Annotated in this window: 9 protein-coding genes and 1 tRNA gene; 4 read left to right on the top strand and 6 right to left on the bottom strand. The window is 68.6% G+C overall.

What is annotated here, in order from left to right; all coding sequences use genetic code 11:
* Nucleotides 1–584 precede the first annotated feature (584 nt).
* Nucleotides 585–661, top strand: a tRNA-Arg gene (locus FV226_RS06650).
* Nucleotides 662–1079: 418 nt separating this feature from the next.
* Here the strand turns inward: FV226_RS06650 and FV226_RS06645 are convergent.
* The gene (locus FV226_RS06645; protein ID WP_147762273.1) at nucleotides 1080–1457 is read right to left on the bottom strand and encodes a hypothetical protein; all 378 of its coding nucleotides are present in this window, start codon (nucleotides 1455–1457) and stop codon (nucleotides 1080–1082) included.
* Between the two features lie 97 nt (nucleotides 1458–1554).
* Between FV226_RS06645 and FV226_RS06640 the strand changes: the two genes are divergently transcribed.
* Nucleotides 1555–2493, top strand: a complete 939-nt coding sequence (locus FV226_RS06640; protein ID WP_147762272.1) for a LysR family transcriptional regulator — start codon at nucleotides 1555–1557, stop codon at nucleotides 2491–2493.
* A 320-nt stretch (nucleotides 2494–2813) separates the two neighbouring features.
* On the opposite strand, the gene FV226_RS06635 is transcribed toward FV226_RS06640, so the two are convergent.
* The 3 genes from FV226_RS06635 to FV226_RS06625 all read right to left on the bottom strand — a co-directional run bounded on the left by FV226_RS06635 (nucleotide 2814) and on the right by FV226_RS06625 (nucleotide 6985).
* Entirely contained in the window at nucleotides 2814–4469 is a 1656-nt protein-coding gene (locus FV226_RS06635) for an ABC transporter substrate-binding protein (RefSeq protein WP_147762271.1), read from the bottom strand.
* A gap of 209 nt (nucleotides 4470–4678) precedes the next feature.
* Entirely contained in the window at nucleotides 4679–6310 is a 1632-nt protein-coding gene (locus FV226_RS06630; RefSeq protein WP_147762270.1) for an alpha-D-glucose phosphate-specific phosphoglucomutase, read from the bottom strand.
* Nucleotides 6311–6370: 60 nt separating this feature from the next.
* Entirely contained in the window at nucleotides 6371–6985 is a 615-nt protein-coding gene (locus tag FV226_RS06625; RefSeq protein WP_147762269.1) for a TetR-like C-terminal domain-containing protein, read from the bottom strand.
* 223 nt (nucleotides 6986–7208) lie between these two features.
* On the opposite strand from FV226_RS06625, the gene FV226_RS06620 reads away from it, so the two are divergent.
* Both FV226_RS06620 and scpA read left to right on the top strand, forming a co-directional pair.
* A complete protein-coding gene (locus FV226_RS06620) occupies nucleotides 7209–10628 on the top strand; it encodes an acyl-[ACP]--phospholipid O-acyltransferase (RefSeq protein ID WP_147762268.1) in 3420 nt (1139 codons plus the stop codon).
* A gap of 159 nt (nucleotides 10629–10787) precedes the next feature.
* The gene (gene scpA, locus FV226_RS06615) at nucleotides 10788–12953 is read left to right on the top strand and encodes a methylmalonyl-CoA mutase (RefSeq protein WP_147762267.1); all 2166 of its coding nucleotides are present in this window, start codon (nucleotides 10788–10790) and stop codon (nucleotides 12951–12953) included.
* A gap of 2 nt (nucleotides 12954–12955) precedes the next feature.
* On the opposite strand, the gene FV226_RS06610 is transcribed toward scpA, so the two are convergent.
* On the bottom strand, nucleotides 12956–13159 hold the full coding sequence (locus FV226_RS06610; protein WP_147753348.1) for a hypothetical protein: 204 nt from the start codon (nucleotides 13157–13159) through the stop codon (nucleotides 12956–12958).
* A gap of 95 nt (nucleotides 13160–13254) precedes the next feature.
* Nucleotides 13255–13392, bottom strand: coding sequence for a hypothetical protein (locus tag FV226_RS27895; RefSeq protein ID WP_187273601.1), 138 nt, complete (start codon nucleotides 13390–13392; stop codon nucleotides 13255–13257).
* Between the last annotated feature and the right edge of the window lie 120 nt (nucleotides 13393–13512).

Below are 13512 nucleotides of genomic sequence, written 5' to 3'. Positions count from 1 at the left end.
AAGCAATATATATTTGTTTCGTTTTGACTTAATTGTATATTGCTGTTCAGATCGTGATCCTTGAACAAGAAACCGGACCTTGGAACTCAACACGTCAATTTCTATAGATCCGAAAATAATATTTATGAAAATGTTATATCTAATAAACAATATTCTTCATAATCGAAGAACGTACGGAATATGACTCAGCTGCCTTTTAGTAAATAGCTTCATAAGGTCGTTACAGAGCGCTTGGCAACTGTTTGCCAAAGGCCGCGTTATTTAGTCCCCATAGCACCGAGTTCTTGCAGGCTTACCATCGGGCCGAAGCCTATATCGACGCCTCAAACCCCTGGCTCTCGGAAGCTGCGATTCGTGCCAAAGCGGTGATCCAGGCATTCCATCTCGTTGAACCACCTTGGCTGTGATGGGGTGGTCAAGCAGGGGTCAAGCTTGTCACACTGGTGTCACAACGGCAGGGCGGAAGCAGCTTAAATCGAGGTCCTTGCTTGAAGTCCGGCCTTGAACTACGATTGTCCAATCCACGGCGTAACAGATTGGTCTTATTCGCGAATTTCTTGTGGGATACTGGTGTCGCACGGTCAGCACCCGTAGCTCAGCTGGATAGAGCGTTGCCCTCCGAAGGCAAAGGTCACACGTTCGAATCGTGTCGGGTGCGCCATTTCCATAGAAAACCGCGAACACGATGCGCGGCCGATGAGTCGGCGTCAGCGATGACGGTTTTACGGATTGGCTTTGTCCCCTCCAATCCAGAGTAAATCGATCTCGACGCGATCGGCACGCCTCGAAGCCAAGCTTCGTCGAACGGGTTTCGACCGCCTGTAATGCGCTCGCGTCTGAACGCACCGAAGCCTTCGATCAGTCTGCGGTAGATCAACCCGCCGGAAGAACCCGACGAGGTGCGGGGCAGGGGCTGCGAGCTGCCGGCGCGGGGCAGGTGTTTCGCGAGCATGTCCGCGTGGCGCTGGGCCGCGCCTTGGAGGGCATGCGGACCGACGGGGCGGCTTTGCGACGAACGCCTGCTCCCGGCCTCGTCGAGAGACCGGGAGGGTCCGCGAGCCCGGGCATACCGGGCGCGATCAATCGACGGCCGCGGCCTCGAGCGTCACGGCCTTGGTCCGGGACGGCTGGACCAGGATGCGGTCGCCGGCGCGGCTGATCTCGATCGTCTCGGCAGGCGCGTCGGCCTGGCGGGGGGTCGAGAGCGTGACGCTCTGGTCGTCGGCCAGCACCGTCTCGAAGCGGACGGCCGGGGCGGCGGCCCGGGGCGCCAGGGTGACGACGACGCGGTAGCCCTTCGGCTCGGCCGTGTAGTAGGCGACGCCCGAGAGCGTGCCGAGATCGACGCTGCCGGCCTGGGCCGGCTTGATCTCGGCGGCGGCCGCCGTGCCGAGGCCGGCGGAGAGGGCGAGGATCGCGGCGAGGGCGACGGTGCGGCTGCGGGTCTTGGTGAACATGGTCGTGTGACTTTCGTGCTGCGAAGGGCCCGATGCCCTTGCCTTGGTCACGAATATGTTCTGCAGTGCAGCATGGATCAAACCGATCGTATCGTTGATGACTATCGATCATATCGATCTTAGCCGCGTCGACCTGAACCTCCTCGTCGCCCTCGACGCGATGCTCGCCGAGCGAAGCGTGACGCGCGCCGCGGCCCGGATCGGCGTCGGCCAGTCGGCGATGAGCTCGAGCCTCGCCCGCCTGCGCCGGCTGTTCGACGACGAGCTGCTGACCCGCGCCCCCGACGGGATGCGCCCGACCCCGCGCGCGCTGGCGCTCGCCGAGCCGGTTCGCGCGGCCCTGCGACAGATCCAGGCGATCGTGCGCCGCGAGGCGGCGTTCGACCCGGCGACGACCGAGCGGACCTTCACCGTGAGCCTGCCGGACAGCACCGAGGTGCTGCTCGGGCCGCGGCTGCTCGGTTACCTGCGCGCGGAGGCGCCGGGCATCCGCCTGCTGCTGCGCTCGGTCGATCGCACGCACATCCTGGAGGAGCTCGACGCGGACCGGGTCGACCTCGCCATCGGCTTCGGGTTCGAGGGCCAGACCCATCACAAGCAGCGGCTGCTCTACCGCGACACCTACGTCTGCCTGTTCGACGCCGGCCAGGTCGGGCTCGTACCGCCGATCTCGCTCGACGACTACCTGCGCTTCCCGCACATCCTCACCAGCCTGCGCGAGACCGCCCACGGGGTCGTCGACGACGCGCTGGCCAAGATCGGCCGGGCGCGCACCCTGGCGCTCACGACGCCGCGCTTCCTGGTGGTGCCGTTCCTGGTGCGCGCCGCACCGGTGATCACGACGATGCACGCGCGCCTCGCGACCTACTTCGCCGACGCCCTCGGCCTGACGGTGAGCCCGGCGCCGGTGCCGCTCGAAGAGGTCGCCGTCTCGATGCTCTGGCACGCCTCCTACGACGACGACCCGGCCCACCGCTGGCTGCGGCAGGTGCTGGTGCGGCTGGCGGGGGAGGCGGCGGAGGCCGAGCGGCTTTGAGGGGGTGGAGGCGGGCCAGCGGCATTCGCATCGCGCGGTCGTCGATCGACGCATATCCTGGGATATGCCGGGCCTCGCATTGAACCTCGGCAGAGAAAGCCGCGCATCCCCTCTCTCCGCACGCGGGGAAAGGGCATTGCCGACCCCGTCGTCGGCAACACGAGGCGGCAGCCGAAGGCGAAAGGGCGCGAACGGGCGAGACTTTTCCGGCCGCTCCCCCTCACCGCCGCTGCGGCTTCGCCTTCGCTACCCGGCTGCACGACGAGGTGCAGCCGGGCCTCTCCCCGCGTGCAGGGAGAGGGGAGACCCGCGCCGTCCGCTCACGCCAGCGTCGTCAGGTCCTGGAACCAGTGCTGGGCCTGGGTGTAGCTCTTCACCTTCTTCGAGAGCGCGTGCGGGTTGGTGTCGTGCACGACCCAGACCTGCACCGCCTCGTCGACCACGATCTCGTGGATGCGGGCCAGGAGCTTGTCCTGCTCGACCGGGTCGAGGCTGGCCTTGACGTTGTCGCAGAGGGCGTCGACCTCGGCGTTCTTCCAGTGGCTCCAGTTCACCCCGTTCGGCGCGACCTGGCGCGAATCGTAGAAGCGCAGGATCGCGTAGAACGGGTCGGAGGTGACGTAGGCGATGTTTCCGGCCGAGATGCCCTTCTGGCTCGGGTCGGCCGCGCCCTGGCGCCAGCCGGTGTAGGCGACCTCCAGCTCGACGGTCTTGAACTCCACCTGGATGCCGATCTCGGCCCAGCTCTGCTGGATGAACTCGTTGATCGGCAGGGACAGCATCTGCCCGGTGCCGCCGGTGGGAATCAGGATCGTCGCCTTCACCGGGTTCTTCACCGAGAAGCCGGCCTCCTCGACGAGCTTCTTGGCCGCCGCGACGTCGGTCTTGATCTGGAAGGTCGGCTTGCCGAACCACGGGCTCGACGCCTGGACCTGCCCGACGGCCGGGGCGGCGAGGCCGCCCATCAGCTGGACCACGCCGTCGCGGTCGACGGCGAGGTTGGCGGCCTTGCGCAGGCGGATGTCGCGCCAGGGCGAGCCCTCGACCATCGACAGGTGGTAGTTCCACACGTGCGGCGTGTCGTTGCCGACGATCCGCATGCCGGCGGCCTTGAGGCGCGGCACGGCATCGGGCGCCGGCAGCTCGATCAGGTCCACGTTGCCCGAGAGCAGAGCGTTCACCCGGGCGAGGTCTTCCGGCACGCAGGCCAGCGTCAGCTTGGCGAGCTTCGGCGCACGCTTGGGGTTCCAGTAGGCCTCGTTCGCCACCAGTTCGAGGCGGACGCGGGGCTGCAGCACGCCGATCTTGTAGGGGCCGGTGCCGGAGGGCTGGAACGCGAATTTCGACCAGTCGCGCCCGACCGCCTCGAACTGCGCCGGCGACGAGATCAGGAACCACAGCATCTGGTACGGGAACAGGCTGTCGGCCGTCTTGGTGGTGACCTGCACGGTCATCGCGTCGAGCTTCTTGTAGGACGCGACGCCGGGCAGGCGCGGGCGCACCTGGGCGGCCTGGCGCTGGTCGAAATGCGGCGCCTCCTTGTTGAGCACCTTGTCGAAGTTCCAGATCACCGCGTCGGCGTCGAAGGCCGAGCCGTCGTGGAACTTGACCCCGTCGCGCAGGCGGAACGTCCAGTTCTTGCGGTCGGCCGGGTCGCTCTCCCATGCGGTCGCGAGGCCGGGCACCATCTTGCCCGGACGGTCCGAGACGTCGAGCTCCCAGGCGATCAGCGGATCGTAGAGGGTCAGCCCGGTGAATTGGTAGCCGCCCGCGCCCTTGTCCGGCTGGCCGGTGGTGAGCGGCAGGTCCGACATCGAGATGCCGTAGGTCAGGCTGCCGGAGGGCGCACCTGCGGCCGGCGCCGGTGCGCCTTGCGCGAGGGCGCCGGGCGCCGCGAGCGGCCAGCCGGCGGCGAGCGCACCAAGGGCGGCGCTGCCGAGCATGAGGTGGCGGCGCGTGAGCGAAGTCTTGTCCATCGGGCACTTTTCGATCGCGGGGCGGGAACGGCCCGCGCGTCGAAGGACCCGGCGACGCCGCCCGCCAAGCGGTCGGCCTACCGTGTCCGCGGCAAGGAGGAGCCTCCTTGCACCGTGCCGCGCAGGCATGCGCCGGGGAGAGGCACACAATATGCCAAGCGGCGGTTCCGCGCCTTACGACCAGTAGTTTGCGCCGTCGGGCTGTCCCCTCAGGTCACCACGCTCGGCTCGGCCCGGCCGGTGAGCGCCGCGATCTCGGCGAGTTCGCCGGCGACGGCCACCAGGGGGGCCAGCATCTCCGCCACCGGACGCTCGAGCCGGTCCGGCGCGGCCTCGTAGCGCTCGATGTAGACGCGCAGCGTCGCGCCCGCCGTGCCGGTACCGGACAGGCGGTAGACGATGCGGGCATCCTCCGCGAAGGTCACGCGGACGCCCTGGTGCTCGCTCACCGAGCCGTCCACCGGGTCGACGTAGCGGAAGTCGTCCGCCGCCGAGACCGTGAAGTCGCCGATCCGCCGTCCCGGAAGGGCGGCGAGCTTTTCGCGCAGGCCGTCCATCAGGCGGTTGGCGGCGTCGGAGGCGATCTCCTCGTAATCGTGGCGGGTGTAGTAGTCGCGCCCGAAGCGCGCCCAGTGCTCGCGCACGATGGCGTCGGCACGCTTGCCCGTCACCGCCAGGATGTTGAGCCAGAGCAGCACCGCCCAGAGCCCGTCCTTCTCGCGGACGTGGTTCGAGCCCGTGCCGGCGCTCTCCTCGCCGCAGAGGGTGATCAGGCCGGCATCGAGCAGGGTGCCGAAGAACTTCCAACCGGTCGGCGTCTCGTAGGCGCCGATCCCCAGCGCCGCGGCGACCCGGTCGGCGGCGCGGCTGGTCGGCATCGAGCGGGCGATGCCGGCAAGGCCCGCGGCGTAGCCCGGCGCCGAGGTCGCGTGCGCGGAAAGGATCGCGAGGCTGTCGCTCGGGGTGACGAACAGGCCCGGCGCGACGATCATGTTGCGGTCGCCGTCGCCGTCCGAGGCGGCGCCGAAATCCGGCGCGTCTGCCCCGAGCATCAGGTCGTAGAGGTCGTGGGCGTGGACCGGGTTCGGGTCCGGGTGGTGCCCGCCGAAATCCTCCTTCGGCTCGCCGTTGACCACCGTGCCGGGGGCCGCGCCGAGCATGCCTTCGAGGATCGCATGGGCGTAGGGGCCGGTCACCGCGCTCATGGCGTCGAAGCGCATGCGGAAGCCGGAGGCGAACAGGCCGCGGATCGCCTCGAAGTCGATCAGCGCGGCCATCAGCGCGGCGTAGTCGGCGACCGGGTCGATCACCTCCACGACCATGTCGCCGATCCGCGTCGTCCCGACTTGGTCGAGGTCGAGGTCGGGCACGTCGGCGATGCGGTATTCCGTCAGGGTCTTCGTGGCCTCGAAGATCGCCTCGGTGACGCCCTCGGGCGCCGGGCCGCCGTTGGCGGTGTTGAACTTGATGCCGAAATCGCCGTCCGGGCCGCCGGGATTGTGGCTCGCCGAGAGGATGATGCCGCCGATCGCCCCGTGCTTACGGATCACGCAGGAGGCGGCCGGCGTCGAGAGCAGGCCACCCCGGCCGACGAGCACCCGCCCGAACCCGTTGGCGGCGGCGATCTTCAGGGTGGTCTGCACCACAGCGCGGTTGAAGAAGCGGCCGTCGCCGCCGAGGACCAGGGTCGCGCCCTCGCGGCCGGAGACGGACTGGACGATCGCCTGGACGAAAGTCTCGACGTAATGGGCTTGCCGGAAGTGCGTGACCTTCTTGCGCAACCCCGACGTGCCGGGTTTCTGATCGGAGAACGGCGTCGTCGGCACGCGTTTCAGGACCATGGTTCGCTCGATCTCTCAGGGACTTTCCGCCCAACAACCCGGTTTCGCGGGAGCGGTCAATCAGGCGTCCGGTGAGAGGAAGCGGGCCACGAGCATCCGGGCGAGGTCGATGGGCGCCGCGTCCGTCAGCGCCCCGAGCTTGCCCGAGGTAGAGAGCGAGGCGAGCCCGTGGAGCGAGGCCCACAGGGCGGCGACCGCCCGGGCGCGCTCGTCGGCGTCGGGAAGCAGCGGCTTCAGCGTCGCATCTACGAGATCGGTGGCGCCCGCCAGCGCCTCCCAGTACCAGTCCGGCACCGCGGCGCCGCGCGCGGGCGCATGGTCGGAGACGAGGCTCCAGACCGCCGGGTCCGCGGCGACGAAGCCGAGGTAGGCCTCGGCCAGGGCCGCCGCGTTCGCCCGCGGCGACGCCTCGGGATCGATGGCGGCTTCGAGGGCGGCCTTCAGACGGCCGAAGGTGCGGGCGTTCACCCGAAGCAGCACCGCGTCGAGGTCGCCCACCGCGTTGTAGATCGAGTTCGGCGCGTAGCCGATGGCGGTCGCGAGCGGCCGCATCCCAAGGGCGCGCACGCCCTGGTCCCGGACGATGCCCTCGGCGGCCGCGCAGACCAGCGCGACGAAGCCGGCCCGGTCGAGGTCGCCGCGCGGGCCTGCGGCGCGCTTCTTAACGGTCTTCACGCTATGGCCCCGGCTGCATCTCGTGCGGTCGCGCACGGGATCGAGCGATAGATTGCACGGCGTGCAAGAACAAGCTTGCGCGCAGCCGCAGACTGCATAGTTTGCACGTTGTTCAAATTCCGGTGGCGGGGCGCGGCGGACTTCGGTCCTCGGCCAGCGCAGGACCGGGATTTGACGCGACCGCACGGGTTGAGCCAGTCATGGCCCAGCCGGGGAGACCGCCATGTTCCGTTCGCTGATGACCGCCCGGCGTTTCGCGCCGCTGTTTTGGTGCCAATTCTTCTCGGCGTTCAACGACAACTTCCTCAAGAACGCGCTCGCCTTCCTGATCCTGTTCAAGGTCATCCAGGCGGGCGAGTCCGACGCCGGCATCCTGGTGACGTTGGCCAGCGCCGTGTTCATCGGCCCGTTCTTCATCCTGTCGGGCTTGGGCGGAGAGCTCGCCGACCGCTACGACAAGGCGGTCATCGCCAAGCGCCTGAAGTTCGCGGAGATCTTCGCCGCCGGCACCGCCGTGCTCGGCTTCTTCCTCGCCTCGGTGCCGATCCTGTTCGTGGCGCTCGGGCTGTTCGGGACCATCGCGGCGCTGTTCGGGCCGATCAAGTACGGCATCCTCCCCGATCATCTGAAGCGTGAGGAGCTGCCGGCCGGCAACGCGCTCGTCGAGGCCGCGACCTTCCTCGCGATCCTGCTCGGCACGATCGCGGCGGGCTTCGCCAGCGCCATGGGCGGCTCGCACCTCGTCTTCGGTGGCCTGATCATGGCCTTCGCCGTGCTGTGCTGGCTCGCCGCCCGCGCCATCCCGGCGACCGGCGAGGGCGCCCCCGACCTGCACGTCGACCGCAACGTCGCGCGCTCGACCGTGGCGTTGCTGCGCGACCTGTGGGGCGACCGCCGCCTGTGGCGCGGCTCGGTGATCGTCAGCTGGTTCTGGCTCGTCGGCGTCGTCGTGCTGTCGCTGCTGCCGCTGCTGGTCCGCCACGACTTCAACGGCTCCGAGACGGTGGTGACGCTGCTGCTCGCCGTGTTCTCGGTCGGCATCGCGCTCGGTTCCGGCGTCGCCTCGTGGCTGTGCAGCGGGCGGATCGTGCTGTTGCCGACCCCCGTCGGCGCGGTGCTGATGGGCCTGTTCGGCCTCGACCTCGCCTGGACGGTGGCCCACCACGCGCCGGAGACCGGCGCGATGGTCGGCGCCGCCGACTTCCTGCGCACCGGCTCGGGCCTGCGGGTCGCGGTCGATTTCCTCGGGCTGGCCATGGCCGGCGGCCTCTACATCGTGCCGTCGTTCGCCGCGGTGCAGGCCTGGACCGACAAGGACAAGCGCGCCCGCATCATCGGCGCCGTCAACGTGATGACGGCGGCCTTCATGGTCGGCGGCACGCTGGCGCTGGCCGCCCTCCAGGGCGCCGGGTTCTCCAGCGCGACGCTGCTGGCGCTCGTGGCTGTGCTCAACCTCGTCGTCGCCGTGATCGTCCTCGCCACCCTGGAGACGAGCCCGTTCCGCGACTTCCTCTCGATCCTGTTCCGGGCGTTCTACCGGCTCGAGGTCCGCGGCCTCGACAACGTCGAGAAGGCCGGCGCGAACTGCATCGTCGCCCTCAACCACGTCTCGTTCCTCGACGCGCCGCTCGCCCTGTCGCTGCTCGCCCAGGAGCCGGTCTTCGCCGTCGACCATGGCATCGCGCAGCGCTGGTGGGTGAAGCCGTTCCTGCGGGTCACCAAGGCGATGCCGCTCGACCCGACGCGCCCGCTCGCCACCCGCCAGCTGATCAACGCGGTGAAGGGCGGCGAGACGCTGATCATCTTCCCCGAGGGGCGTCTCACCGTCACCGGCAGCCTGATGAAGGTCTACGACGGCGCGGGGCTGATCGCCGACAAGTCCGGAGCGATGGTCGTCCCCGTCCGCATCGAGGGCTTGGAGCGGACCGTGTTCTCGCGGCTGTCACGCGACCAGGTTAGACGGCGCTGGTGGCCCAAGGTCGTCGTCACGGTGATGCCGCCGGTGAAGCTCGACATCGACGCAAGCCTCAAAGGCAAGGCTCGGCGGCAGGCTGCGGGCGCGGGGCTCTACGGCATCATGTCCGAACTCGTGTTCGACACCACCGACATCGACCGCAGCGTGATGACGGCGCTGATCGCGGCCGGCGAGCGCTTCGGATGGCGCCGGACGGCTTTGGAGGACCCGGTCTCGGGCAAGATGACCTATTCGCGTCTGGTGATGGGTGCCAACATCCTCGCCCGCAAGCTGATGCCGATGGTGGCGGAGGGCCGTGCGATCGGGCTGATGCTTCCGAACGCCAACGGCGCCGCGGTGACGTTCTTCGCGCTGGCCTCGGCCGGCCGGGTGCCGGCGATGATCAACTTCTCCGCCGGCGCCGCCAACATCCTGTCGGCGTGCAAGGCGGCGGAGGTGACGAAGATCCTCACCTCCCGCGCCTTCATCGAGAAGGGCCGCCTCGGCCCGCTCGTCGAGGCGATCAAGGACAAAGTGGAGCTGGTCTACCTGGAGGACGTGCGCGCCACCGTTACGGCGGGCGACAAGATCCGCGGCCTTCTCGCGGCCCGAAAGCCGCTCGTCGCGCGCACCGGCGAGGATGCGGCCGCGATCCTGTTCACCTCGGGCTCGGAGGGGACGCCGAAGGGCGTGATGGTGGCCAACCGGGGCATGCTCGCGAACGTCGCCCAGGTCGCCGCCCGGATCGATTTCGGACCGTCCGACAAGGTGTTCAACGTGTTGCCGATCTTCCACGCCTTCGGGCTGACCTCGGCCCTGGTGCTGCCACTGGTCTCGGGCGTGCCGGTCTACCTCTACCCGTCGCCGCTGCACTACCGGATCGTGCCGGAGCTGGTCTACGGCTCGAACGCGACGGTCCTGTTCGGCACCGACACCTTCCTCACCGGCTACGCCAAGGTGGCGCACGCCTACGACCTGCGTTCGCTGCGCTACGTCGTGGCCGGCGCCGAGCCGGTGAAGGATACGACCCGCCGCACCTACGCGGAAAAGTTCGGCCTGCGCATCCTCGAAGGCTACGGCGTCACCGAATGCGGCCCGGTGGTCGCGGTCAACACGCCGATGTTCAACCGCTTCGGCACCGTCGGCCGGCTGGTGCCGGGCATGGAGCACCGCCTCGACCCGGTCCCCGGCATCGACGAGGGCGGCCGCCTCGTGGTGCGCGGCCGCAACATCATGCTCGGGTATCTCCACGCCGAGAACCCCGGCGTGCTGGAGGCCCCAGTGGACGGCTGGCACGACACCGGCGACATCGTCGCGATCGACGCGCAGGGCTTCGTCGCGATCAAGGGCCGCGCCAAGCGCTTCGCGAAGATCGCCGGCGAGATGATCTCGCTCGCCGGCATCGAGGCCACCGCCGCCGACCTCTGGCCCGACAGCCCGAGCGCGGTGGCCGCGGTGCCCGACGCGCGCAAGGGCGAGCGGCTGGTGTTGTTCACGCAAGCCAAGGACGGGACCCGGGCCGCCTACCAAGCCTTCGCCAAGGGCCGCGGCGCCCCCGACCTCGCGATCCCGGCGGAGGTGGTGGTGATCGACGCGATCCCGATGCTCGGCACCGGCAAGGTCGATCAGGTGGCGGTGACCAAGCTCGCGCGGGATCGCGCGGCCGGGCAGGAGGCGACCGCGGCTTGATCACCTGAGAGCCACCGCTTCTTCCTTCCCCCTCTGTGGGGGAGGGAAGAAGCGCCCCAGACTCATATGGCTGAACCATAGCAACGAAGAGGGCTGTCGCCTCCGATCGCGTCTCGCCTATAATGGCGAAAAGCCCGGCCCCGATCGAGAAGACCGCCCATGACCTCCCGCATCCCGAACTTCGCCGAGATCGCCTGGGGCGCGGACGCCGTCGCCGTGCCGCCGCCGCCGTCGGGGGAGCCTTGGATGACCCCCGAGGGCATCCCGGTGAAGACCCATTACGGGCCGGAAGACCGGGCGGGGCTCGAGTTCGTCGACACCTATCCCGGTGTCGCGCCCTATCTGCGCGGGCCGTATCCGACGATGTACGTCACCCAGCCCTGGACGATCCGTCAGTATGCGGGGTTCTCTACGGCCGAGGATTCGAACGCGTTCTACCGGCGCAACCTCGCCGCCGGGCAGAAGGGCCTGTCGGTTGCCTTCGACCTCGCGACCCATCGCGGCTACGATTCCGACCACCCGCGGGTGTCTGGCGACGTCGGCATGGCGGGCGTCGCGATCGATTCGATCTACGACATGCGCACGCTGTTCTCCGGCATCCCGCTCGACGAGATGACCGTGTCGATGACGATGAACGGCGCGGTGCTGCCGATCCTCGCGCTCTACATCGTCGCCGCGGAAGAGCAGGGCGTGCCGCCGGAGAAGCTCGCCGGTACGATCCAGAACGACATCCTCAAGGAGTTCATGGTCCGCAACACCTACATCTATCCCCCGAAGGGATCGATGCGGATCATCTCGGACATCTTCGCCTACACCTCGAAGAACATGCCGAAATTCAACTCGATCTCGATCTCCGGCTACCACATGCAGGAAGCCGGCGCGACCAACGACCTCGAGCTCGCCTACACGCTGGCCGACGGCGTCGAGTACATCAAGGCGGGTCTGGCCGCCGGCCTGACGATCGACCAGTTCGCCCCGCGGCTGTCGTTCTTCTGGGCGATCTCGACGAACTACTTCATGGAGATCGCCAAGATGCGGGCCGCGCGCCTGATCTGGGCCAAGCTCGTCAAGGAGTTCGAGCCCAAGAGCGAGAAGTCGCTGCCGCTGCGCACCCACTCGCAGACCTCGGGCTGGTCGCTGACCGCGCAGGACGTGTTCAACAACGTCACCCGCACCTGCATCGAGGCGATGGCGGCGACGCAGGGCGGCACGCAATCGCTCCACACCAACGCGCTCGACGAGGCGCTGGCGCTGCCGACCGACTTCTCGGCCCGCATCGCCCGCAACACCCAGCTGTTCCTCCAGCAGGAGACCGGCACCACGCGCATCGTCGATCCGTGGGGCGGCTCGTACTACGTCGAGAAGCTCACCGCCGACATCGTCGCGCGCGCCTGGGAGCACCTGCGCGAGGTCGAGGAGCTCGGCGGCATGGCCAAGGCGATCGAGGCCGGCATCCCGAAGCTCAGGATCGAGGAGGCGGCGGCGCGGGCCCAGGCGCGGATCGATTCCGGCCGCCAGACCATCGTCGGCATCAACAAGTTCAAGCCCGACGACGAGATGAAGATCGAGCTGATGCGCGTCGATAACGGCAACGTGCGCACGCTGCAGATCGACAAGCTCAAGCGCCTGCGCTCCGAGCGGAACCAGGCCGACGTCGACGCGCGGCTCGCGGCCCTCACCAAGGCGGCGGAAGGGGAGGGTAACCTGCTCGAGCTCGCCGTCGAGGCGGCGCGCGCCAAGGCGACGGTGGGCGAGATCTCCGATGCGCTGGAGAAGGCCTGGGGCCGGCACCGCGCCGAGATCCGGTCGATCTCGGGCGTGTACAAGCGGGAGGTGGGTGGCATGTCGCCAGCGGTCGAGCAGGTGCGTGGGCTGGTCGAGGCCTTCGAGGAGAACGACGGGCGCCGCCCGCGTATCCTCGTCGCCAAGATGGGTCAGGACGGGCACGACCGCGGCCAGAAGGTGATCGCTTCGGCCTTCGCCGACCTCGGCTTCGACGTGGATATCGGGCCGCTCTTCGCCACGCCGGCCGAGGCCGCGCGGCAGGCGGTGGAGAACGACGTGCACATCGTCGGCGTGTCGTCGCTCGCCGCCGGCCACCTGACGCTGGTGCCGGAGCTGAAGGCGGCGCTCACCGAGCAGGGCCGCGGCGACGTGATGATCGTGATCGGCGGCGTGATCCCGCCCGGCGACTACGACGCGCTCTACGCGGCCGGCGCCTCGGCGATCTTCCCGCCGGGCACGGTGATCGCGGAAGCCGCGGTCAAGCTGATCGAGGAGCTGAACGGCCGGCTCGGCTACGTCGCGCAACAGGCCGCCGAGTAAGGCTACTCCGACGGCGTCCGCGTCGGCAGGGCCGGCGCGGCCGGGGTGATCGAGCCGGTGGCCTCGGGGCCGCCGGCGCGGAACAGGGCCTGGGCGGATTGCTCGGCCCGCTCACGGTCGAGCTTTTGCGCGGCCAGCAGCGCGCAGACCACGAGCAGGGCTACCCCGAATACCGCCTTGGCCGTCGTCCAGATGCGATCGAGCATGCCCCGTGGTGGCATGCCGTCGGTTAGCGGGATGAGAACGCCGGCACCTTTTCCACCGGCGCTTTCCCGCCAGCGGGTCTTGGGCCTGCGCCGCGCTACTTCGTCTTCTTGCCGGCGGTCTTGATCGCGGCGCTGACCATGTCCTTGGTCGAGGGCGCCGCAGCAATCGTCTTGGAAACCGCCTTCTTCGGCTTTTTCGTCTCGCGGTTTCCGCGCTTGTTCTCGGTCGCCATCACGTTCTCCCGTTTGCGTTCGCGGTGATGATGGCACGGTTTTGGGTGTGCGCGCCGACAAAAGACTTTTTGCGCGCTTTCGTGATGCACACGGATACATCGGGACGGTCGGAAATTCGC

It is taken from the genome of Methylobacterium sp. WL12, from assembly GCF_008039475.1.
Taxonomy (GTDB): Bacteria; Pseudomonadota; Alphaproteobacteria; order Rhizobiales; family Beijerinckiaceae; genus Methylobacterium; species Methylobacterium cerastii.
The sequence above is the reverse complement of the archived record's forward strand: the minus strand, read 5'-3'. Positions and strand labels throughout refer to the sequence as shown.

What these genes read in the sequence shown, in the direction of transcription:
- FV226_RS06645 (WP_147762273.1), bottom strand. Translation starts at nt 1,457, where the DNA reads ATGTTCACCAAGACCCGCAGCCGCACCGTCGCCCTCGCCGCGATCCTC.
- FV226_RS06640 (WP_147762272.1), top strand. Translation starts at nt 1,555, where the DNA reads ATGACTATCGATCATATCGATCTTAGCCGCGTCGACCTGAACCTCCTC.
- FV226_RS06635 (WP_147762271.1), bottom strand. Translation starts at nt 4,469, where the DNA reads ATGGACAAGACTTCGCTCACGCGCCGCCACCTCATGCTCGGCAGCGCC.
- FV226_RS06630 (WP_147762270.1), bottom strand. Translation starts at nt 6,310, where the DNA reads ATGGTCCTGAAACGCGTGCCGACGACGCCGTTCTCCGATCAGAAACCC.
- FV226_RS06620 (WP_147762268.1), top strand. Translation starts at nt 7,209, where the DNA reads ATGTTCCGTTCGCTGATGACCGCCCGGCGTTTCGCGCCGCTGTTTTGG.
- scpA (WP_147762267.1), top strand. Translation starts at nt 10,788, where the DNA reads ATGACCTCCCGCATCCCGAACTTCGCCGAGATCGCCTGGGGCGCGGAC.
- FV226_RS06610 (WP_147753348.1), bottom strand. Translation starts at nt 13,159, where the DNA reads ATGCTCGATCGCATCTGGACGACGGCCAAGGCGGTATTCGGGGTAGCC.
- FV226_RS27895 (WP_187273601.1), bottom strand. Translation starts at nt 13,392, where the DNA reads ATGGCGACCGAGAACAAGCGCGGAAACCGCGAGACGAAAAAGCCGAAG.